This window comes from Pseudomonas sp. FP2338 (genome assembly GCF_030687515.1).
Lineage (GTDB): Bacteria > Pseudomonadota > Gammaproteobacteria > Pseudomonadales > Pseudomonadaceae > Aquipseudomonas > Aquipseudomonas salomonii.
Genome location: NZ_CP117436.1, coordinates 2,839,364 through 2,858,739 on the forward strand (window position 1 = coordinate 2,839,364; position 19,376 = coordinate 2,858,739).

Sequence of the window (19,376 nt, forward strand, 5' to 3'; positions counted from 1 at the left end):
GAACTTTTCTTTTTATACTCAGGATTTTATATGCGCGCTTTTTTCATTCCGGCCCTGGCCGCGGCACCTTTGTTGCTGACCGGTTGTATCACCGCTCCCAATGCTCCGAGCTTGACCCTGCAAACCAGCAAGACGCCTGAGGGCTATGTGCAGTGCGTATTGCCCAAGCTTGAAAAGCATGGCATTACCTCGACCGTGACCCAGAACTCGCGTCACGCCAAAGTGGTGTTGACCAGCAAGATTGCTGCCGATGATGTGCTGGAAGCCTACAAGTCCCAGGACGGCACCAAGGTGTTCCTGTATGAGCGCAAGCCACTGGCGTCGGCAATCAAGCCTTCGCGGCTGGAGTTGGCGGCGCAGGATTGCAAGTAACCCAAACCTTCACACTGTTCAATGTGGGAGCTGGCTTGCCTGCGATAGCAGAGTGTCAGTCACTATACTTCTCGACTGATACACCGCCATCGCAGGCAAGCCAGCTCCCACATTTTGTTTTATGTAAGGCTTAAGGTTTGGCTTCGTTGCTGAAGGCGTTCACGGTGTTGACCAACCCCTTGGCCGCCAACGCTACCAATTCACCGCCTTTTTCCACCGTCGCCAACGCCGGGTCCGAACCCATGCGCCCATCCGGGAAACGCGCGCGAAAATCCAGCGCTTCGCGGATCGGCCCAGTGTTGGCGATTTGCGGCGAATACTCGGCCGACTTGATCGATTCCGGGTACGCCCACTGCGTCACCGCAATCTCCGACGGCGTGGCATGGCTGCCGTGGCCCACCGGGAATTGGCGGTGAGCCAGCTCATTAACGCCTTCCAGGTCCCACCAGTTCACCAGCTTGAGCGCAAACCCGGCCGGGCGGCGAGCGTAGCTGGCTTCGGCGTACAGCTCGGAAAAGGCCGCTTCGATGGTGGCGATATTGCCGCCGTGACCATTCAAGAAAAGGATTTTGTCGAAACCATGCCCGGCCAATGAACGCACCCAGTCGCCAATTGCAGCGATAAAGGTGGAAGGGCGCAATGAAATGGTGCCGGGAAAGCCCAAGTGGTGCTGGGCCATGCCGATATTGAAGGTCGGGCCGATCAGAATGTCGGCGTTCTTCTGCGCCTCATGGGCGATGATTTCCGGGCACATCCAGTCAGTGCCCAGCAGGCCGGTAGGGCCGTGTTGTTCGTTGGAGCCGATGGGGATCACCACCGTGCGGCTGCGCTCCAGAAACTGCCCGATCTCGATCCAGGTGGATGTGTGTAGAAGCATGCGACGCTCTCTTTTATCTGTGGGGACAGGCTAACCACCACGGATTGTACGACTACTCGCCACTTGTTGGGGCTTGCAGTTCAGGTACGTCGAAGACTTCAGCCAGCGCTGGTCCGGGTACCAGGAGAACATGAACTGCCCATCCTTGAGTTTGTCTACCACCTGGCGCGCCACTTGCGGGCGCACGGCCGGGCAGCCCTGGCTGCGGCCGATACGGCCTTCGCGCCTGCTCCAGGCCGGGTTGACGTAGTCGGCCGCATGAATCACCAGCGCGCGGTCGCGGGCCTGGTCATTGAAGCCCGGCTCCAGGCCGTCCATGCGCAACGAGTAGCCGTGGGTGCCCAGGTAACTCTCCTGGGTGCGGAACAAACCCAGGCTGGATTGGTGGCTGCCTTCTCGATTGGAAAATTGCGTGGCGAAGTTTTCCCCGGATTTGGCACCATGGGCCACCAGGTCGCGCAGTACCAGGGTCTTCTTGCGCAGGTCGAAGATCCACAGCCGACGGGCGGTCGAGGGCTGGGAGTAGTCAATGACGGCCAGGCGATCCGAACGCTCTTCGCCGTTATTGACCGCGCATTGCACCGCGCTCAGGGCGCTTTTCAGTACAGTGGGATTGAGTTCTGGAGCCGAGCGCGCCAGGCTGCTATACAAAGTAGGAGGGTTGGCAGTGGCGGCGAGCGTAACATTGCTCAACGAAGCCAGGGCCACGGCGATCAAGCCGGCGCGGCATATTAAAGTCAGCATGTACAGTACATCCCCCCCGCTGTGGATTGGAGTTGAGTCAATTGTTCAAAAAACACGCATGTTACTTGAGCATTTGCCTGCTCGTTGCACCATTGGTCGCGACAGCTGATGAGCTGCCGGTGGATGCCGTACCGGTGGTTTCGACCAGCCCGGTGCAGTTGGCCCTTTCTCAACTGCCCAGCGTTTGCCCCGACCTTGCCGCGCAGATAGACGCCACGGCCCAAGCACGCTTGCAGGCGCTCTACCAGCAACAGGGCAATGTGACGCTGTGGTCCGATGAGCGCCGCCACGCACTGCAATCTCAGTTGTTGATGCTGGCCGACGATGGCCTGGAGCCCTCTCACTATAGCCTGCCTATCGTGGAGGCCACGGGTAACATGCTGTGCAGCGATATCGGCAGCAGCCGGCAATACCTGCAAGCCCTGCAGGATTTACATTACGGGCGCCTGCAACAATCGCGTTTCGAGCCGCTGTGGCATTCCCAGCCACCCACCCTCGACCCCAATATTCAAGTGCTGGCCTTCGCCGCCACCGGCCTGCAAGACATGGCCCAAGCCTTTGACCAGGCGCGCCCCAGCGCTGATCTGTACCGCAGTTTGCGCAATACCTATGCCACTGTGCGCCTGCAGCCTTTGCCCCATTGGGACCCGGTCGCCACCGGGCCGCTGCTCAAGCCAGGCATGGACGACCCGCGCGTGCCCGAACTGGCGCGGCGCTTGTACAGCGGTGGCTACCTGGCCAAGGCGCCGACGGGCAACAGCCGGCAGTACCGCGATGAGTTGGTCAAGGCGGTCAAGGCCTTCCAGCTCAGCCACTCGCTGCAGGCCGACGGTGTAATAGGCACGGGCACCGTGGCCGAACTCAATATCAGCCCGGCGATGCGCCGCGACCAGCTGCGCATCAACCTCGAACGCTTCCGCTGGCTGGCCCAGGACCTGGAGCCCGAAGGCGTGGTGGTCAATGTCGCGGGCGCGCAACTGAGCGTCTACCAGAGCGGCATCCCGGTGTGGCAAACCCGCCTGCAAGTCGGGCGTGCCGAGCGCCAGACGCCACTGCTCAAGTCGCGCATTACCCGGCTGACCCTTAACCCCACGTGGACCATTCCGCCGACCATCATGCGTGAGGACAAACTCCCGGCCATCCGCCTTAACCCCGAATACCTGCGCCAGCAAAACCTGCAAGTGCTCGACGCTCAGGGCCGCCCATTGACGGCCGACCAGGTGGATTGGTCGCACCCCGGCAACATTCTGCTGCGCCAGGAAGCCGGCCCGCGCAACCCCCTGGGCCGTATCGTGATGCGCTTTCCCAACCCCTATTCCGTTTACCTGCACGACACGCCGAGCCAGCCGCTGTTTACCAAAGGCCCACGGGCCTTCAGTTCGGGCTGTGTGCGGGTTGAGCAACCGATGATGCTGCGCGACCTGCTGGTAACCCCGGCCGAACGCACACGCACCGAAGAATTGCTCGCCACCGGCACAACCCATGAATTCAGGCTGGCCACGCCGGTGCCGGTGCTGTTGGGCTACTGGACAGTGGAAGTCGATCGCCAGGGCGGGTTGGTGTACTCGCCGGATATTTATGGGCGTGACCCGGTGTTGGTGAAGGCGATGGGCGCGGTGCTCTGAAGCTCGCGTGGCAGATGGGTTCGTTGTGGCGAGCAGGCTTATTGTGTCAGACGGGGTCGTTGTGGCGAGCAGGCTTGTTCTCCACATCATGCCTGCTCGCCACAAGGTTGATGTGCGCCAGGATCACGTCGACGGCCTCGGCAGCTGTCGCACGTGCAGTGTCGACAGTCAGTGGCGTTTCAGCCCACGCTTCATATTCATGTACTGAAACGGATTGCCAGGAAGGCGGCACCAACCCGGCCACATCACCGGTGCGGCTTTCCACACGGCGCCGATGTTCCCGCAGGTCAGAGCAAACCACTTCAATATCAAGCAGCTCGACACCCGCTGTCGCCGCCACGGCCTGCCACGCCTCCCGGCTCTCCTTCACCGGGTTTACACCGTCGGCAATCACCGTCTGCCCCAGTCGCAGGTTACTCAACGCCAGCGCATTCGCCACGCCATAACCGCTGGCACCCACATCAGCGTTCAATACGTTTGCATCCCTAAGCGCCTGCTCAATCACGTCAATACGCAGGTAAACCGCGTTTATCCGACGTGCCAGTGCGCTGGCAATGGTGGTCTTGCCGGTGCCGGGCAGGCCGCTGAATACAATAAGCATGGTCAATCCTTCGAGTAGGGCGCCTGGCCAGTCTAGCGTTGCTTACTTCAAATAGCAGGCGCTGATCCAGCCGGCGGGGCGGGCGGCCAATTGCGTGGCCACGGGCAGGTAGCGTTTATCCAGTTGCGCCGCCAGCCAGAACAACGTTGCGCTGCTTTTGGCATCCCAGGTGCCGCTGTAGCCGGCTTCGCCCACCTTGGCGCGGTCTTTGTCGAACTGTACGTGGGTATGCAGGAATTCCTGGTGGCTGCGTTGCCCGGTGGCGTAAGGCACCAGCCAATCCAGGGCGGCGCGCAGCGACGTGCCATTGGTCTTGAGGTTGAGCCAGTCGCCGCCGTAGGGCTTGGCGGCCAGTGCGGCCTGCACCAGCGGTTCAAGGTCGTAGACCACGTAATGCAGGGCGTCACGGTCCTGGAAGTCGGTGACCGAGCCGTCAGGCAGGATATTGTCGGCCACTTGCTGTTTAAACAGCTGATGGGCCTGCTCAAGCATGGCTCGGTCGTCGAGTGCGGTGGCGGCCAGGGTCACCAACTTGACGCGGTGGCTCTGCCAGTTATTGGTCTGGGTGGCTTTTTTCTGCCCGTGGAATTGCTCGATATGCGCGATGTAGCCATTGCCCAGGCTGCTGATCAAGCGGCGGCTTGCGGCGCGGGTTTCCAGGCGCAAATGGTCGGCGGTCAGCGCATAGGCCGTGATCAGCATATCGAGGTTGGTTTCGTCGATGGGGTTGAAGTCCGGCTGGTAGACATCGGCCCAGGCGGCAAGGTACTCGTCGACTTGCTTGAGGTAGCGCGGGTCACCGCTGATGCGCCAGGCCAGCGCCGCCTGGCGCATCAGCGGCCAGTCCTTTTCGGCAACCATGCTTTGCTCGCGAATGCCATGGTTTGGCAGGGTGCCTTCGGTGTGCACATGCGGCAACGGCGCTGGCAGGTCGACCAAATGCCGTTGGGCGGCGGCCAACAGGGCTTTGGCGGCAGGGTTTGCAGCCGCAGGCTGGCAGAGGCTTGCAGCCATCGTCATCGCGGGCAACGCGGCCAGCAGTAAGGTAAAGGCAAAAGTCGTTTTGTTCATGAGCGGTTCTGTTGGACAGGGATGCGCCAACGCTAGCACGCGGCTGAAACAGCCTGGATGAAACTCCCGTATGCTTGCGGGCTGATCTCGACCGAGGACCGCCCATGACCTTGCCCTTTGTGAAGATGCATGCCCATGGCGACGATTTCATCATCATCGACCGCCGTGGCCAGGATGACCCGATCACTGCGCAGGTCGCCCGGCGCCTGGGCAACCGCCACACCGGTATCGGCTTCAACCAACTGGCCGTGGTGCTCGACTGCGAAGATGCCCTGGCCCGCATCAAGTTCTGGAACCCCAACGGTACACCGCTGCAAACCTGCGGCAGCGCCACCCGCGGCGTGGCCGACCGCTTGATGCATGAAACCGGCCGCGACACCCTCGTACTGCGCACCGATCGAGGCTTGCTGACCTGTGTGCGGGCCGCCGGGCAGCAAGTGTCGGTGGACATGGGTGCGCCCTCGTTGGACTGGTCTGCCGTGCCGCTGGCCGAAGCGCTGGACACCCGCACCTTGCCCATCGATGGCGCGCCTGCCGCCTGCAGCATGGGCAACCCGCATTGCACCTATTTTGTCGACGACATCAGCGGCATCGACCTGGAGGCCGTGGGCCCGGCGCTGGAAACCCATCCGCTGTTCCCGGCCAACACCAATGTGCATTTTGTGCAGGTGCTGGACCGCTCTCACATCCGCCTACGGATCTGGGAGCGCGGCGGGGGCGTGCCGCTGGGTTCCGGCTCCTGCTGCTGCGGCGCGGTAGTCAATGGGATTCGACGCGGGTTGCTGAGCGCTACGGTTGAGGTGCAGTGCGACGGTGGCACGGTCACTGTGCAGTGGGATGGGCAGGGCGGTGTGGTGTTGACCGGCCGTGTCGAGCCGGTCATGCAGGGCACGGCGTACCTGGTCTAAAGCGTCACGGTAAAGGTCGTGCCCTTGGTGGCGCAGGAACTCACCACCACGTCGCCACCGTGGGCCCTGGCCAGTTCACGCACGATATACAGGCCCAGCCCCACACTGCGCACCTCGCTGCCCTGGTCGGTGCCACGGGTCATGGGCTCGAACAGCCCGGCCAGCAGTGTTTGCGGGATCGCGGCGCCGTGGTTATGCACGGCCACTTGGCAGCCACCCTCGCCCAGGCGTGAAGTGACGGTGATGGGCATCAACAAGTCGCCGTAGGCCACGCTGTTGGCCACCAGGTTACCAATGATCTGCTGCACCCGGTCGGCATCCAGGCACGCTTCGCCCATACCTTCGGCCTGGTGCTTTAACGTGGCCTTGGGGAAGGCCACGCGCAGTTCATCCACGGCGTGCAGGATCACGCTGTGCAAGTCCAAGGGCGTGGTTTTGATGCTGATCCCGTGGCCGACCCGCGCCTGGGTGAAATCCAGCAGGTCGGCAATCATTCGCTGGGCGCGCTCCGAGGACTGGCCGATATGGCCCAGCAACTGGCGCTCCTTGGGCGTGCGCTCGCTGCGCGCGAGCATGTCCGTGGCCATGCGGATGGCGGTCAGTGGGTTTTTCAAGTCATGGCTGACGATCGCCACCATCTGCTCGGCAAACAACGCGCGGCGCTGGGCGATGGCGTAGGCTTCGCTCAGCTCGGCCTGGGCCTGATGCAGCGCCAATTCGGTGCTGGTGCGTTCCTGCAACAGGGCTTCGGCAAGCTTGCGCGCATTGAGCAGCTCGCGCTCGTACTTGTCGCGGTCGGTGGTGCCGAACAGCGCGATCTCGTGTACCAACGCGCCGGCCTGTTCGCGGGCGCTGGCGTTAAGCAATACGGTCACTTTGTGCCCGTCGTGGTGCACCAGGTCGAGTTTGACTTCGCTCACGCTGCCGCGCATGCGCAGCATGGGTGCCAAGTGGGTCTGGTGGAATATTCGCCCGCCCATGGTCAGCAAGTCCTGGAAGCGCCGCCCGCCCAGCTCGGCGCTGCGCAGCCCCAGCCATTCGCCGAACAGCGTGTTGGCGCGCAGGATCGTGCCGTCCTCAGTGGTGACGGCCAGCGCACAGGCGGCGCTGTCGAACAGGTCAGCCGACATGGGCCACGGCCCACGGCGCCAGGAAGTCGTCCATCGCCGCCGTGCAGGCCAGGGGCGCGCTCATATGCGGGCAATGGCCGACGTTATCGACCAGGCAATAGGTGCTGTTGGGCAGCACGCTGTGCAGGTATTCGCCCACCGCCACTGGCGCAATCAGGTCGTCACGGGATTGCAGGATCAGCACGGGCGTGGTCAGGCCGATCACGTCTTTGCGGTTATCCGACATAAAGGTTACCCGCGCAAATTGCTTGGCGATGTCCGGTTCGGTGCGGCAGAAGCTGTCGCTCAGCTCGGCACTCAACGCCGTTGGCTCGGGGGAGGCGCCCATGATCACCGGGGCCATGGTGCTGGACCAGCCCAGGTAGTTGCTGTCGAGGGTTTCGAGCAGGTCATCGATATCGCTGCGCTTGAAACCGCCGACGTAACCCACGTCGTCGATATAACGCGGGGAAGGGCCGATCATCACATGGGCGGCGATACGGTCTGGTGCCAGGCGGTCAGCAAGGGTGGCGATCATCGCGCTGACCGAATGGCTGACCAGGATCACCGGACCGCTGGCGAACGCGTCGATAATCTCGTTCAAATCGCGGGCGTAGCCCTCCAGCGCAGCATATTTGGTCTTGTCGAATGCGCTGAGGTCCGACAGGCCGGCGCCCACCAGGTCATACATCACGACGCGAAAACGCCCGGTAAAGTGCGGCGCCAGATAATTCCACATGGCCTGGTTGCAGCCGAAACCGTGGGAGAACACCAAGGTCGCCGTGCCGTTGCCCATCACACTGACGTTGTTGCGGTGCTTTAGGTTCATGGAGTTCTCTGCTATGGCGCATTGCTATATGTGTGGGCAGTTTAGATAGTCGTGGGCGTGGGGTCACGCGTTATACGTCTATAAGGTAAAGTCGACGCCTCCTCGAAGAAACTTCAGGTAACAAAGCATGCGGCTGTATGTGCGCCAATCCGTCTTGAGCCTGCTGTCCCTGCTGCTGATGGGTCTGTTGAGCATGGCCCAGGCGGACACTTCGCCGATCAAGGTCGCCCTCAACCAGCGGGTGATCGACCTCACCAACTCGCTGGATAACGGCACAACCGAGCGCTTGAAGGCTCAACTCGCCGCCCTCGAACAACGCAAAGGCGCCCAGGTTGCCGTGCTGCTGGTGCCCACTACCGGCGGCGCTACCATCGAGGACTTTGCCAATCAACTGTTCCGTGCCTGGAAACTGGGGCGCAAGGACGTCAATGACGGCATCCTGCTGGTGGTGGCCAAGAACGACCACACAGTGCGTATCGAGGTGGGGTACGGCCTCGAAGCCACGGTTACCGACCTGCTGGCCCATCGCATCATCGAAGAACACATCACCCCGGCGTTTCGCCAGGGCGACTATGCGGGAGGGATTCAACAAGCTGTCGATGACCTGGGCGTGCTGGTAGACGGCGGCGACCTGCCCGAACCAGTGGGGCCTGAGGTCAACCCGCAGGCTATTGCAGTGTTGTTGGCGTTTATTTTGGGAGGCGTCGGCGGCGTGCTGATCGCCGCCGGCAAGCTGCCCTGGCGCCGGGCGTTAATCGCCACCGTGGCAGTTACGCTGCTGTTGACGCTGTATGGGGGCGGCCGCGATTGGCCGATGTACCTGCTGGTATTGCCGCTGACCCTGCTGATTGGCGGCGCGACTTTCGGCGCGTTGTGGCTGGCGCGCACCGTATTTTATTGCGTGATTGGCGTGTTGGCCTACGTTGTCGGGCTGCTGGTGGTGGACCACTTCGTGGCCGTCAACTTCGTCCATTGGCTGGTGTGGCCGTTTGGCAGTGCGTTGGTGCTGGGGTTGTACGTGGGGCTGTTTTTCGTTATCCACCAATCCTGGAAGAATAGCCCGCGCTTTTTCCTCATGCGGGTGCTGGTGGTGGCAGCGGTGTATGTGGTCGTCGGGTTGCTGCTGGGGCATGGTTACCAAGGCTGGATCATCGCCATACCCGCCGCATCGGTGGTGGCGTTTATTGTATTTTTGCAGAGCATTTCCGATGGCGGCTCGGGTTCGGGGGGCGGCTCTGGCTCAAGCTCCGGCAGCTCGGGTTCAAGTTCCAGTTCAAGTTCCAGTTCAAGCAGCAGCTCGTCCGGGGGTGGGGGTTCCAGTGGTGGCGGGGGTGCATCCGGCAGTTGGTAAGCGCTAGCGCGGTTTGTAGCCTACCCATCCTTTAAAACTGAAGCCGGCGTAGAACAGCTCCACGCCTTCGAATCCGGCTTTAACCCCACGGAGACTCAATGCCTGTTATCAAGCCGCCGCCCATGACTGTTCGGGATGCCACTGCCGAGGACGCCTTATGCATTGGCGTGCTCGGTATGCAGGTGTTTCTCGATACGTATGCCACCCAAGGCATCCGCGCCTCGATTGCCAAAGAGGCGTTGCAAGCCTTTGCGCCGCAGACCATCGCCCAACTGCTGGCACAGCCCGGTCTCTCGCTGGTGGTGGCTGAGTCGCACGGCCACCTTGTCGGCTTCGCCCAGATCAAACTCCATGCCGCTCATTCGATGATCCCAGCACCGGATGCCGCCGAGTTGCAGCGTCTCTACATCCAGGAGCGATTTACCGGGCAGGGCATTGGCTATCGGTTGCTGCAGGCGGCGGAACAGCGCGCGGCCCTGGGCGCCGCGTCTTTATTGTGGGCGACCGTGTGGGAAGGCAATGAACGCGCGTTGGGTTTTTACCCTCGACGTGGTTACGAGGTGCTGGGCTCGCCGACCTATTCCTTCCAGGGAGAAACCCACGGCAATCGTTTATTTGGCAAAACCTTGGAGCCCTGCACATAAGGGCTCAGGGCAGGGGGATGTAGTCGTTCTGCTGGATGATCGGCAGGTGTGCGCCTTGCACCAGGTGAACATAGCGCCCGTCCACCAGATCGATAGGCAGGCAGTCGTCAATGTCCATCACGCCATCGGTATGGGCCTGCGACCAGTGCTGCAATCGCTGCTGCTGGCCCTTGCGCTTGGCTTCCTGTTTGTCGCGGGCCACCACCAGTAAGTAATGGTGGGCCTCGCCGAACACCTTGGCTTCATAACCACCCAGGTTGATGAAGTACAGGTGATGGGCACCGGCAGGCGGCGCCATTTGGCTGAGTTCGACCTTCCAGCCGTCTACGCCATCGACCGCCATCCAGGCGTCGATGTGCATACCCTTGGGGCTGCCGAACCAGCCATTGCGCAATTGCGAGTAGGTGGCTTGCAGCGTGTCCGCCACTGCGAACACCACATCGTGAACTTCGATTTTTGCCCTTGGGTGCTTGCCCCCGAGCATGACCACAAACAGCATTACAGTTCCTGCCTGGTGATTGGGTAAAGGCTAACCATACTTCGATTGAACCCTTTTGTCCGGTCAGTGCCACACTGTTAATTCGCCAACTCATCAGGAGGTTGTTATGCGTACCATTGATCTGGCCGGTGTTCCCGTGCCTGTCATCGGCCAAGGCACCTGGCGCATGGGTGAAAACCCGGACCTGCGCAAAGCCGAAGTCACCGCGTTGCAATTGGGTATCGACGAAGGCATGAGCTTGATCGACACCGCTGAAATGTACGGCGAAGGCGGCGCCGAAGAGGTGGTGGGCGAGGCCATTCACGGCAAGCGCGAGCAGGTGTTCCTGGTGAGTAAAGTCTACCCTCACAATGCCAGCCACAAGGGCGTGCCGCGTGCCTGTGAGGCCAGCCTCAAACGGCTGGGCACCGACTATATCGACCTGTACCTGCTGCACTGGCGCGGCCAGTACCCGCTTGAAGAAACCGTCGAAGCGTTTGAACGTCTGCGCGAGGCAGGCAAGATCGGCCGCTGGGGTGTTTCCAACTTTGACGTCGCCGACCTGCAGGAACTTGCGTCCCCCGCCTGTGCGACCAACCAGGTGCTCTACAACATCGAAGAGCGGGGTATCGAGTTCGACCTGTTGCCCTGGTGGCAACAGCACCATTTGCCACTGATGGCGTACTGCCCAATTGCCCAGGGCGGCGAACTGCTGTCCAGCCCGACGCTCAAGCAAATTGCCCATCGACATGAGGCCACACCCGCACAGATCGCCCTGGCCTGGGTACTGCGCCAGGACGGTGTGATTGCCATCCCCAAGGCGGTGAGCCCCGAGCATGTGCGGCTTAACGCGAACGCCGCGAAACTGGTGCTCGACGAGCACGATCTGGATGCGATTGATCGCGTGTTCGGTGCACCCAAGCGCAAGCATCCACTGTCAATGGTCTAGCAGACCCGCAGAAACGGTGCCGTCCATGGCCGCCGTTTCTGCGTCACCCAGGGTTAGCCGGCGACCGGGCTACGCCAGTCGTCCGAGCCGGAAGTACCCGCCACTTCGTGCGTCCAGATGATCTTGCGATAGGTGAAATGCACGTCTTCCAGATGCGTGAAGTGCGCGTTTTCCGGTGCCTGGCAGTTGGGCATGCGTGACTGGATGTCCACGATGGTCGCCCCCTCAAGCTCGATGGTGAAATAGTGCTCCTGGGTGCCGGCCGAGGAGGTACGAAACCATTGCAGTTGGCATTTGACTTCCTCGCCACTGGTCAGCGCGCTGAACAGCAGGGGCGATGATTTATCGAAGACCTTGCTGATCATCAGCGGTTTGTGAACGCGCTGGCCGGTTGGCTGACCGGATTGCGGGTCACGGGGAATGATCACCTGATGCGAAAAAGCCTGGACCAGGATCTGGTCTTCATGGCCCTCCTGGTAAATGTTGCCTACCGAGTCCTGGGTGAACGTGCCTGCCGTAATCAGTCCTTGTTTGACACCGGTAATCGAGAGGTATGCGGGTGTTGGCATGACGGGTTTCCTTGCCTGATGGTTGAAGTAGTGCCCAGCCGTAGTTGTGCCGGCTGGGCAAGTTCCTATAACAAGAAGCGTGCCTGAAATTAACAAGCCCAGTAAAAGCAGGGGGTTTGCTTGTTATTGAACTTGATTTCATTAAGAAGGTGGGTCCTTTAATCAGATTTAAATGAAATTGGTTGCGCAGAAGTGTGCATTAATTTGCTCGTCTAGTTTTTTCGTGTGCTTGTTGGAGGAGAGGGTTGATGGAGCATGATGTGCTGGTTTTGCTGCGCAAAATGGTGCGCACGCCAATGATTTAGGGGGTTGTAGGAAAATCCTTAAGTGCCGACTTGACACTTGCCGGATGTTATTTGTCCGGCTAGTGTTTGCGAACTTCGTGGAGAGAGTGGCGAGGTTTTTATAGTCGTGTTTTTTGCGCCTGAGCGTGCTTCAGGTGCGCAGAATTTTATTGTTTTAAATGGTGTGCGGTCCAAAATGGATTATTCAGGCGCTTTGTGTGGTTATTATATTGAACTTGCCTTAGTGCCCTGTTCGCCAGGTAACTTTGCAGGTGCAGACATGCGCTTTTCAAGTGAATATGAGGCTTTGGAGGCCGAGATTGGCAAGCTGCAATCGATGCACGTCAGCACCCAGCCGGACTGGCAGGCGGTCATGCAGATCAGCGAAGGCCTGTTGCGTCAGCACACCAAGGATCTGCGGCTGGCGGCCTGGTTGACCTGGGCGTTGTACCAACGCGAATCTTTTCCAGGGCTGTTGGCGGGCCTGGGGTTGATGCGTCATTTGTGTGAGCACCATTGGGCGGTTGTCTATCCGCAAAAAATGCGCACCCGTGGCGCCGCACTGGGCTGGTTGGCGCTGCGCCTGGAGCAGGTGTTTGCACACAGCGTTTCGCTCAAGGATCAACAGCCACTATTTCGCTGCATGCTTGAGCACCTGGCGCACCTTGATCGGCTCTGGTCTGCGCACTTGAGTGATGAGGCGCCGCTGTTGTTGCCGCTGCGCAGGCAGTTGACGCAGCGATTGGAGCAGGCCGCACAAGCAGAACTGCCAGAAGCCGTTTCGGCGGGTGTGATTGCTCAGGTCAAGCAGGCGGCGACGCGGTTGCTGAGCCCCGAGCCGGCAACAGGTCAGGAAAAAACAGGCAACCCTGCGATAGCCAGCGAAAAAGAGGCCCACAAGTCACTGCGCACATTGCAGGAGCATGGACGGCACTTATGCAACTGGTGGCTGCGCCAGGATGCGACCGACCTGCGCGCCTTGCGCCTTAACCGTGCATTGACCTGGCTGGCACTCAACAGCTACCCGGACGCTGATAGTGACCGCCTCACGGTGCTGCGTGGCCCGACGCCCGACAAGCTCAAGCGCTACCGGGAGCGTTTTGCCCAAGGGCATTACGGCGAACTGTTGCTTGAGCTTGAGGCCAGCCTGGCGGGTGCGTTGTTCTGGTTTGACGGCTTGCGCATGGTCTGGGAATGCCTTGAGGCCTTGCAGGCCGATCTGGCCATGACCGAACTGGAAGTCAGCTTCGCGCTGTTACTGCAACGGCTGCCGGACCTGCCCCAATTCAGGTTTCACGAGGGTGCGCCGTTTGCCGATACCGCCACCCGGGACTGGATCACGCTTCAGGTCGCTCGGCACTTGCAGCCGCCTGCGCCGTCCGCCGTGGTGGAGGATGCCAACGCCGAACCCTGGGAGGCGGCCTTGCAAGAGGTCATGCCCAGGTTGCGCAAGGACGGGCTCAAGGAGGCAATACACGAACTCAAGCAGGGCATGCGCAGCGCACGCAGCGAGCGCGCGCGTTTTCATTGGCGGCTGGCACTGGCGCGATTGTGCCTATCGGCAGGCAAGCATGCGCTGGCGAAGGTGCAGCTGGAAGGCCTGGACCACGAGCTTCAGCGCGACAGTCTGGATCGTTGGGAGCCTGAACTGGCACTGCAGGTTGCACAGCTTTTGTATCGCTGTTGCGAGCTTTTGCCGCAAAACCAGGCCATACGCGAGCGCAAGGAAACTACCCACCGAAGGCTCTGCCACTTCGATGTTGAAGCGGTACTTGAATAGGCTTTTGAACCCCCTCGAAAAAAGGAGATTTACCGTGGCCAAAGAAGGTTCGGTAGCACCCAAGGAACGTATCAATATCACCTTCAAGCCCGCCGTCGGGGGCGCCCAGGAAGAGGTCGAGCTACCGCTGAAGTTGCTGGTGCTGGGCGACTTCGCCCAGCGCGAAGACTCACGCAAGCTCGAAGACCGCAAGCCGATCGGTATCGACAAGCACACCTTTGATGACGTACTGGCCAAACAGGCACTGGCGTTGACCCTGAGCGTGCCTAATCGCCTGCAGGAACAGCCCGATATCGAAGCGCTGTCGATCCAGGTGCGGGTCAACTCGATGAAGGATTTCACCCCGGCGAACCTGGTCGAGCAGATCCCGGAGCTGCAAAAACTCATGGCGCTGCGTGAAGCGCTGATGGCCCTCAAGGGGCCGTTGGGTAACACGCCGAGCTTTCGCAAGGCGATCGAACAGGCGCTGGCGGATGACGACTCCCGCGCCCGGGTATTGGCCGAACTGGGGTTGAGTGACCCCGCAGCCTGACATTTTCAGTAAAGGACACTGATGCCATGACCATCCCACAGCATGCGCTACCCACCCGAATGGCTGACGAGCACAGCATTCTCGATACCATCATTGCCCAGACACTGCTGAGCGCGGATGACGAGGCCTACAGCATTGCCAAACGCGGTGTCTCGGCGTTTATCGAAGAGCTTGTCAAACCGCACAACAGCGGCGAGCCGGTCAAGAAGCGTCTGGTCGATCGAATGATCGCCGAGATCGACATGAAGCTCAGCGAGCAAATGGATGAAATCCTTCATCACCCGGATTTCCAGGCGCTGGAAGCTGCCTGGAGAGGGTTGCAACTGCTCGTCGATCGCACCAATTTTCGCGAGAACATCAAGATCGAACTGCTGAACGTCTCACGACAGGACCTGCTGGACGATTTCGAAGACTCCCCGGAAACCACTCAGTCCGGGCTCTACAAGCATATCTACAGTGCCGAATATGGCCAGTTCGGCGGCCAGCCCGTGGGCGCCATTATTGCCAACTACTTCCTTGGGCCAAGCGCGCCGGATGTGAAGCTGATGCAATACGTTTCCAGTGTTGCCTGCATGGCCCATGCACCGTTTATCGCCGCCGCAGGGCCGAGCTTTTTCGGTTTGGAAAGCTTTACCGGTTTGCCTGACATGAAGGACCTCAAGGATCATTTCGAGGGGCCTCAATTTGCCAAATGGCAAAGCTTTCGTCAGAGCGAAGACGCCCGTTACATTGGCCTGACCGTGCCGCGATTCCTGTTGCGTACCCCTTACGATCCCCTTGAGTGCCCGGTCAAGACATTTGCCTACCAGGAAAACGTGGTCAACAGCCACGAACATTATTTGTGGGGCAATACCGCGTTTGCCTTTGCCACCCGGCTGACGGACAGTTTTGCCCGCTTTCGCTGGTGCCCGAACATTATCGGTCCGCAAAGCGGTGGCGCGGTGGAAGACCTGCCCCTGCATCACTTCCAGAGCATGGGAGAAATTGAAACCAAGATCCCGACCGAAGTCCTGGTCTCTGACCGTCGCGAGTACGAGCTTGCGCAGGAAGGCTTTATTGCCCTGACCATGCGCAAAGGCAGTGATAACGCGGCGTTCTTTTCCGCCAGCTCGGTACAAAAACCCAAGTATTTCGGTAACAGCGCCGAGGGCAAGGACGCTGAGTTGAACTACCGCCTGGGAACGCAACTGCCCTACATGATGGTGGTCAACCGGCTGGCGCATTATCTCAAGGTGTTGCAGCGCGAGCAGTTGGGTTCATGGAAGGAGCGCACCGACCTGGAACTGGAACTCAACAAATGGATCCGCCAATACGTTGCCGACCAGGAAAATCCCAGCGCCGAAGTGCGTGGGCGACGCCCATTGCGGGCTGCTCGCATCGTGGTCAGTGATGTCGAGGGCGAACCGGGTTGGTACCGCGTCAACCTCAGTGTACGGCCGCACTTCAAGTACATGGGCGCGGACTTCACCCTGTCCCTCGTCGGCAAACTCGACAAAGAATGAGAAAGGGGCAGGGGATACCCGACTATCGCAGCCTGTTTGAGCGTCTCGAAGGCCTGGCACCCGGCAGGGCCGGCAGCGTAGCGTCGATTGCCGCGCACTTGGAGAACATGCTCGGCACACGTGCAGGCAGTGTCTTGACGCTGCCAGACTACGGGCTGCCCGACCTCAATGACATGCGCTTGAGCCTGCATGAGTCATTGAGCCAGTCGCGGCTGTCGATTGAACGGTTCATCCAGGTATACGAACCACGTCTGTCGAATGTGCGTGTCAGGGGCTTGCCCGATACCGGCAACCCTTTGGTCCTGGCGTTTGTGATTGAGGCAACACTGCTCATCGACGGCGTTGTGCAACCGGTGGTTTTTAACGCGCAGTTGGCCGGTGGTGGTCAGGTTGAGGTACAGCCTGATGTCCTTTAACCACTTTTACCAAAGTGAACTCAGTGCCTTGCGTCAACTTGGGCGGCGTTTTGCTGAGCGTAATCCTGCCTTGGCACCTTTTCTCGCCGATTCAGGCCAGGATCCGGATGTAGAGCGTCTATTGGAGGGCTTTGCGTTCCTGACTGGACGCTTGCGCCAGAAGCTTGCCGACGAGCTTCCAGAGCTGACTCATTCATTGATGCATCTGCTGTGGCCCAACTATATGCGGCCGCTGCCGGCCTTCAGCATCTTGCAGTTTGACCCGTTGAAACATGCGTGCACCACGGTAAGCGTAGAACGGGACACGCCGGTTGAAAGCGTACTGGTCAATGGTGAGCGCTGCCGCTTTCGTACCTGCTACGCCACCCAGGTGCTGGCGTTGCAACTGAGCCGCCTGGAGTACGTGGCCCAGGGCGCACAAACGCTCCTCAACCTGCGCATGGAGATGAGCGTGGAGGGCAATCTGAGTCAGTTGGCATTCGATCAATTGCGCTTGCACCTTGCGGGTGATCGACAGGTGAGCCAAGGCTTGTATCTGAGCCTGCTGCGTCATCTGGAAGGCATTGAATTACGGCTCTTTGACCATGAAGGGCTTGTGATCAGTGATCGCGAGGGCCAGCCGTTGTCGTTGCGGCTTGCTGCAAACCAGGTAAAACCGGTGGGATTCGATGAGGAACATGCACTGATTCCCTATCCGGCGAACACTTTTTGCGGCTATCGCCACCTGCAGGAATATTTTGCGTTTGCGGACAAGTATCTGTTTGTCGATGTACTGGGGCTGGATGTATTGCAGGCGTTGCCGCATGAGCTGCTCAAGCGGGCCAGGTGTGTAGAGCTGCGTTTCAAGTTAAGCCACCACGCGCATGCGACGTACCGTCCCACTCTGGACAACGTAAAGCTGTATTGCACGCCCATTGCCAACCTGTTCAAACATGATGCAGTGCCCATTCGCCTGGATGGCAAGCAGGATGAGTACTTGCTGCTGCCGGGTGGCATAGCGCGGGGCAATGCCGCAGTCTTTTCCGTGGACCAGGTGACCGGATGGCGCCCGGGTGGGTTGGGCTACCAGGCGTATGTGCCATTCGAATCCTTCGAGCATGGCAGTGGCAATGCCACTTCAACGCGCACGCCCAGCTACAGCATTCGTCAGCGCTCGTCGGTGCAAAGTGCCGAACTGGATACCTGGTTGAGTTTTGGTATTGGCCCAGGCCATGAGCAGGAAACCCTCTCGATTGAATTGACCTGCACCAACCACAACCTGCCACAGCTGCTGCAAGTGGGAGAGATCAACCAGCCCTGCGAACAAACACCGGAATTCCTGACGTTTCGCAATATCTGTGCGCCGACGGCGAGCTTTGCTCCGCCTCTGGACCAGGACTTCCTCTGGAAGTTGATCAGCAACATGTCGCTCAACTACCTCTCGTTGACCGATACCAGCGCCCTGAAAGTCATCCTCCAGACCTACGACCTGCCGCGCTACCACGATCGACAGGCACACAACGTCAGTCAGCGAAGACTGGATGCGTTGAAGGCCATCCGTCATCAAGCCGTCGACCGAATGCATCGAGGGCTGCCAATACGCGGCCTGCAGGTCGACCTGAATATTGACGCCAACGGCTTTGCCGGCCAGGGCGACCTGTTTGTCTTCGCCTCGGCACTCAATGAGTTTTTTGCCCTCTACGCCGGCCTCAATTCGTATCACGAACTGCGGGTCACCAGCACACAAGGAGACGTGTATCTATGGCCACCCCGGATGGGCCGGCAGGCCCTGCTTTGACCGCTCTAACACGCACCATTCGCGAGTATTCGTTGTTCCAGGCGGTGCTGCAGGTGATCGAACGCCTGCGCGACAGCCATCCATCGCTGGATGACGACGCGCTCTATGACCTGCTCGAGTTCCAGGCCAACCCAAGCTTGGGGTTCCCTGGGCACGACATTGACCGGGTGGCTTTTTTTGTCGAGCACGGACAGTTACGCGCTCGCCTGCGGCTTAACGTGCTCGGCCTGTTTGGCGCCGGTTCGCCATTGCCCGGGTTTTATCAAGAGCAGGCGAGTGGCAGCGTGAGCCGTGGCTTTCTTGACGTATTTCACCATCGCCTGCAGAGGTTGATGCTGCCGATCTGGCGCAAATATCGCTACCGAGCGAGTTTTCGCACCGACGCCAGTGATGCTTTTTCCGCACAGATGTTCGCGCTGGTCGGGCTGGGCAGCCACCAGATTCGCGACGCGGCGCAATTGGACTGCAAGCGATTGTTGCCGTACCTGGGGTTGCTGAGCCTGCGAGTGCACTCGGCCACCTTGATCGAAACGGTGCTGCGTCATTACTTCAAGCACAGCCGTTTGTTCATAGAGCAATGGGTTGAACGCACGGTGGTTATCGCGCAACAGCAACGCAATCAACTCGGGGCGGCCAACAACGTGCTTGGCGAAGACCTGCTGCTCGGGCACCAGGTTGCCGATCGCAGCGGCAAATTCAGGGTGCATGTCGAGGGCTTGAGCTGGCCGCGCTTTCACGCGTTTCTACCCGCTGGCAGCGCCTGCAAGCCGCTGTGCTCGCTGGTTCGCCTGATGCTGCGCACGCCACTGGAATATGACGTGCGCCTGGTACTGGCCGAGGGCGAAGTGCGGCCGCTGCATATTGGCGAGCGCAACGTGTGTCGTCTCGGTTGGACCAGTTGGTTGGGGTACGAGAGTGCCGACGGTGTGGTCACTCTGGCCAGCAACTCTGATTAGGG

Annotated in this window: 20 protein-coding genes and 1 pseudogene; 12 read left to right on the plus strand and 9 right to left on the minus strand. The window is 60.1% G+C overall.

Annotated elements, in window-relative coordinates:
- Nucleotides 1-30: 30 nt before the first annotated feature.
- The gene (locus PSH96_RS12900) at nt 31-372 is read left to right on the plus strand and encodes a hypothetical protein (protein WP_056859833.1); all 342 of its coding nucleotides are present in this window, start codon (nt 31-33) and stop codon (nt 370-372) included.
- Between the two features lie 130 nt (nt 373-502).
- Here PSH96_RS12900 and PSH96_RS12905 read toward each other — a convergent pair whose 3' ends face one another.
- Both PSH96_RS12905 and PSH96_RS12910 read right to left on the minus strand, forming a co-directional pair.
- Nucleotides 503-1,249 (minus strand): creatininase family protein, encoded by a 747-nt coding sequence (locus tag PSH96_RS12905; RefSeq protein ID WP_305459573.1) that lies wholly within the window; start codon nt 1,247-1,249, stop codon nt 503-505.
- 30 nt (nt 1,250-1,279) lie between these two features.
- Entirely contained in the window at nt 1,280-1,993 is a 714-nt protein-coding gene (locus PSH96_RS12910; RefSeq protein ID WP_056859212.1) for a murein L,D-transpeptidase catalytic domain family protein, read from the minus strand.
- A 41-nt stretch (nt 1,994-2,034) separates the two neighbouring features.
- On the opposite strand from PSH96_RS12910, the gene PSH96_RS12915 reads away from it, so the two are divergent.
- Nucleotides 2,035-3,618 carry a murein L,D-transpeptidase gene (locus tag PSH96_RS12915; protein ID WP_305459574.1) on the plus strand — a complete coding sequence of 528 codons (1,584 nt, stop codon included), beginning with the start codon at nt 2,035-2,037 and terminating at the stop codon, nt 3,616-3,618.
- A gap of 46 nt (nt 3,619-3,664) precedes the next feature.
- Here PSH96_RS12915 and PSH96_RS12920 read toward each other — a convergent pair whose 3' ends face one another.
- Nucleotides 3,665-4,219, minus strand: coding sequence for an AAA family ATPase (locus tag PSH96_RS12920; RefSeq protein ID WP_305459575.1), 555 nt, complete (start codon nt 4,217-4,219; stop codon nt 3,665-3,667).
- 42 nt (nt 4,220-4,261) lie between these two features.
- Nucleotides 4,262-5,290 carry an alginate lyase family protein gene (locus PSH96_RS12925; protein WP_305459576.1) on the minus strand — a complete coding sequence of 343 codons (1,029 nt, stop codon included), beginning with the start codon at nt 5,288-5,290 and terminating at the stop codon, nt 4,262-4,264.
- 104 nt (nt 5,291-5,394) lie between these two features.
- Here PSH96_RS12925 and dapF point away from each other — a divergent pair, with 104 nt between their 5' ends.
- Nucleotides 5,395-6,198 (plus strand): diaminopimelate epimerase, encoded by an 804-nt coding sequence (dapF, locus tag PSH96_RS12930; protein WP_305459577.1) that lies wholly within the window; start codon nt 5,395-5,397, stop codon nt 6,196-6,198.
- Here dapF and PSH96_RS12935 read toward each other — a convergent pair.
- Nucleotides 6,195-7,328, minus strand: coding sequence for a PAS domain-containing sensor histidine kinase (locus PSH96_RS12935; protein WP_305459578.1), 1,134 nt, complete (start codon nt 7,326-7,328; stop codon nt 6,195-6,197). The genes dapF and PSH96_RS12935 overlap by 4 nt on opposite strands.
- A complete protein-coding gene (locus PSH96_RS12940) occupies nt 7,318-8,136 on the minus strand; it encodes an alpha/beta fold hydrolase (RefSeq protein WP_305459579.1) in 819 nt (272 codons plus the stop codon). Before PSH96_RS12940 ends, PSH96_RS12935 begins: the two co-directional genes overlap by 11 nt.
- Before the next feature lie 127 nt (nt 8,137-8,263).
- Here PSH96_RS12940 and PSH96_RS12945 point away from each other — a divergent pair, with 127 nt between their 5' ends.
- The gene (locus tag PSH96_RS12945; protein ID WP_305459580.1) at nt 8,264-9,487 is read left to right on the plus strand and encodes a YgcG family protein; all 1,224 of its coding nucleotides are present in this window, start codon (nt 8,264-8,266) and stop codon (nt 9,485-9,487) included.
- Nucleotides 9,488-9,490: 3 nt separating this feature from the next.
- Here the strand turns inward: PSH96_RS12945 and PSH96_RS29580 are convergent.
- Nucleotides 9,491-9,565, minus strand: a pseudogene (locus PSH96_RS29580) (methyltransferase); the annotation flags it as partial.
- Between the two features lie 20 nt (nt 9,566-9,585).
- On the opposite strand from PSH96_RS29580, the gene PSH96_RS12950 reads away from it, so the two are divergent.
- The gene (locus tag PSH96_RS12950; protein WP_305459581.1) at nt 9,586-10,131 is read left to right on the plus strand and encodes a GNAT family N-acetyltransferase; all 546 of its coding nucleotides are present in this window, start codon (nt 9,586-9,588) and stop codon (nt 10,129-10,131) included.
- Nucleotides 10,132-10,135: 4 nt separating this feature from the next.
- Here PSH96_RS12950 and PSH96_RS12955 read toward each other — a convergent pair whose 3' ends face one another.
- Entirely contained in the window at nt 10,136-10,630 is a 495-nt protein-coding gene (locus tag PSH96_RS12955) for a DUF1543 domain-containing protein (protein WP_305459582.1), read from the minus strand.
- A 106-nt stretch (nt 10,631-10,736) separates the two neighbouring features.
- Here PSH96_RS12955 and PSH96_RS12960 point away from each other — a divergent pair, with 106 nt between their 5' ends.
- Nucleotides 10,737-11,558 (plus strand): aldo/keto reductase, encoded by an 822-nt coding sequence (locus PSH96_RS12960; RefSeq protein WP_305459583.1) that lies wholly within the window; start codon nt 10,737-10,739, stop codon nt 11,556-11,558.
- Nucleotides 11,559-11,611: 53 nt separating this feature from the next.
- Here the strand turns inward: PSH96_RS12960 and PSH96_RS12965 are convergent, their stop codons facing one another.
- Nucleotides 11,612-12,127 (minus strand): Hcp family type VI secretion system effector, encoded by a 516-nt coding sequence (locus PSH96_RS12965; RefSeq protein ID WP_017136833.1) that lies wholly within the window; start codon nt 12,125-12,127, stop codon nt 11,612-11,614.
- A 480-nt stretch (nt 12,128-12,607) separates the two neighbouring features.
- Between PSH96_RS12965 and tssA the strand changes: the two genes are divergently transcribed.
- Genes tssA through tssG form a run of 6 tightly spaced genes read left to right on the plus strand, consistent with a single transcriptional unit; the run spans nt 12,608 to nt 19,374 of the window.
- Nucleotides 12,608-14,191 carry a type VI secretion system protein TssA gene (gene tssA / locus PSH96_RS12970; RefSeq protein ID WP_305459584.1) on the plus strand — a complete coding sequence of 528 codons (1,584 nt, stop codon included), beginning with the start codon at nt 12,608-12,610 and terminating at the stop codon, nt 14,189-14,191.
- A gap of 34 nt (nt 14,192-14,225) precedes the next feature.
- The gene (gene tssB, locus PSH96_RS12975) at nt 14,226-14,723 is read left to right on the plus strand and encodes a type VI secretion system contractile sheath small subunit (protein WP_305459585.1); all 498 of its coding nucleotides are present in this window, start codon (nt 14,226-14,228) and stop codon (nt 14,721-14,723) included.
- Nucleotides 14,724-14,749: 26 nt separating this feature from the next.
- Nucleotides 14,750-16,225 carry a type VI secretion system contractile sheath large subunit gene (gene tssC / locus PSH96_RS12980; protein WP_305459586.1) on the plus strand — a complete coding sequence of 492 codons (1,476 nt, stop codon included), beginning with the start codon at nt 14,750-14,752 and terminating at the stop codon, nt 16,223-16,225.
- Complete coding sequence (gene tssE / locus PSH96_RS12985) at nt 16,222-16,641, plus strand: type VI secretion system baseplate subunit TssE (protein ID WP_370694337.1); 420 nt, start codon at nt 16,222-16,224, stop codon at nt 16,639-16,641. The genes tssC and tssE overlap by 4 nt, the downstream gene beginning before the upstream one ends.
- Nucleotides 16,631-18,418: a type VI secretion system baseplate subunit TssF gene (gene tssF / locus PSH96_RS12990; protein WP_305459587.1), complete on the plus strand. Its 1,788-nt coding sequence runs from the start codon at nt 16,631-16,633 to the stop codon at nt 18,416-18,418. Before tssE ends, tssF begins: the two co-directional genes overlap by 11 nt.
- Nucleotides 18,382-19,374, plus strand: a complete 993-nt coding sequence (gene tssG / locus PSH96_RS12995; RefSeq protein ID WP_305459588.1) for a type VI secretion system baseplate subunit TssG — start codon at nt 18,382-18,384, stop codon at nt 19,372-19,374. The genes tssF and tssG overlap by 37 nt, the downstream gene beginning before the upstream one ends.
- Nucleotides 19,375-19,376: the final 2 nt, after the last annotated feature.

Bases quoted from the DNA above. Each gene is read 5' to 3' on its own strand.
- tssC (WP_305459586.1), top strand. From the start codon at position 14,750: ATGACCATCCCACAGCATGCGCTACCCACCCGAATGGCTGACGAGCAC.
- PSH96_RS12940 (WP_305459579.1), bottom strand. From the start codon at position 8,136: ATGAACCTAAAGCACCGCAACAACGTCAGTGTGATGGGCAACGGCACG.
- PSH96_RS12935 (WP_305459578.1), bottom strand. From the start codon at position 7,328: ATGTCGGCTGACCTGTTCGACAGCGCCGCCTGTGCGCTGGCCGTCACC.
- tssG (WP_305459588.1), top strand. From the start codon at position 18,382: ATGGCCACCCCGGATGGGCCGGCAGGCCCTGCTTTGACCGCTCTAACA.
- PSH96_RS12950 (WP_305459581.1), top strand. From the start codon at position 9,586: ATGCCTGTTATCAAGCCGCCGCCCATGACTGTTCGGGATGCCACTGCC.
- PSH96_RS12925 (WP_305459576.1), bottom strand. From the start codon at position 5,290: ATGAACAAAACGACTTTTGCCTTTACCTTACTGCTGGCCGCGTTGCCC.
- tssA (WP_305459584.1), top strand. From the start codon at position 12,608: ATGGATTATTCAGGCGCTTTGTGTGGTTATTATATTGAACTTGCCTTA.
- tssE (WP_370694337.1), top strand. From the start codon at position 16,222: ATGAGAAAGGGGCAGGGGATACCCGACTATCGCAGCCTGTTTGAGCGT.
- PSH96_RS12945 (WP_305459580.1), top strand. From the start codon at position 8,264: ATGCGGCTGTATGTGCGCCAATCCGTCTTGAGCCTGCTGTCCCTGCTG.
- PSH96_RS12920 (WP_305459575.1), bottom strand. From the start codon at position 4,219: ATGCTTATTGTATTCAGCGGCCTGCCCGGCACCGGCAAGACCACCATT.
- tssF (WP_305459587.1), top strand. From the start codon at position 16,631: ATGTCCTTTAACCACTTTTACCAAAGTGAACTCAGTGCCTTGCGTCAA.
- PSH96_RS12900 (WP_056859833.1), top strand. From the start codon at position 31: ATGCGCGCTTTTTTCATTCCGGCCCTGGCCGCGGCACCTTTGTTGCTG.
- PSH96_RS12910 (WP_056859212.1), bottom strand. From the start codon at position 1,993: ATGCTGACTTTAATATGCCGCGCCGGCTTGATCGCCGTGGCCCTGGCT.
- PSH96_RS12955 (WP_305459582.1), bottom strand. From the start codon at position 10,630: ATGCTGTTTGTGGTCATGCTCGGGGGCAAGCACCCAAGGGCAAAAATC.
- PSH96_RS12965 (WP_017136833.1), bottom strand. From the start codon at position 12,127: ATGCCAACACCCGCATACCTCTCGATTACCGGTGTCAAACAAGGACTG.
- dapF (WP_305459577.1), top strand. From the start codon at position 5,395: ATGACCTTGCCCTTTGTGAAGATGCATGCCCATGGCGACGATTTCATC.
- PSH96_RS12905 (WP_305459573.1), bottom strand. From the start codon at position 1,249: ATGCTTCTACACACATCCACCTGGATCGAGATCGGGCAGTTTCTGGAG.
- PSH96_RS12960 (WP_305459583.1), top strand. From the start codon at position 10,737: ATGCGTACCATTGATCTGGCCGGTGTTCCCGTGCCTGTCATCGGCCAA.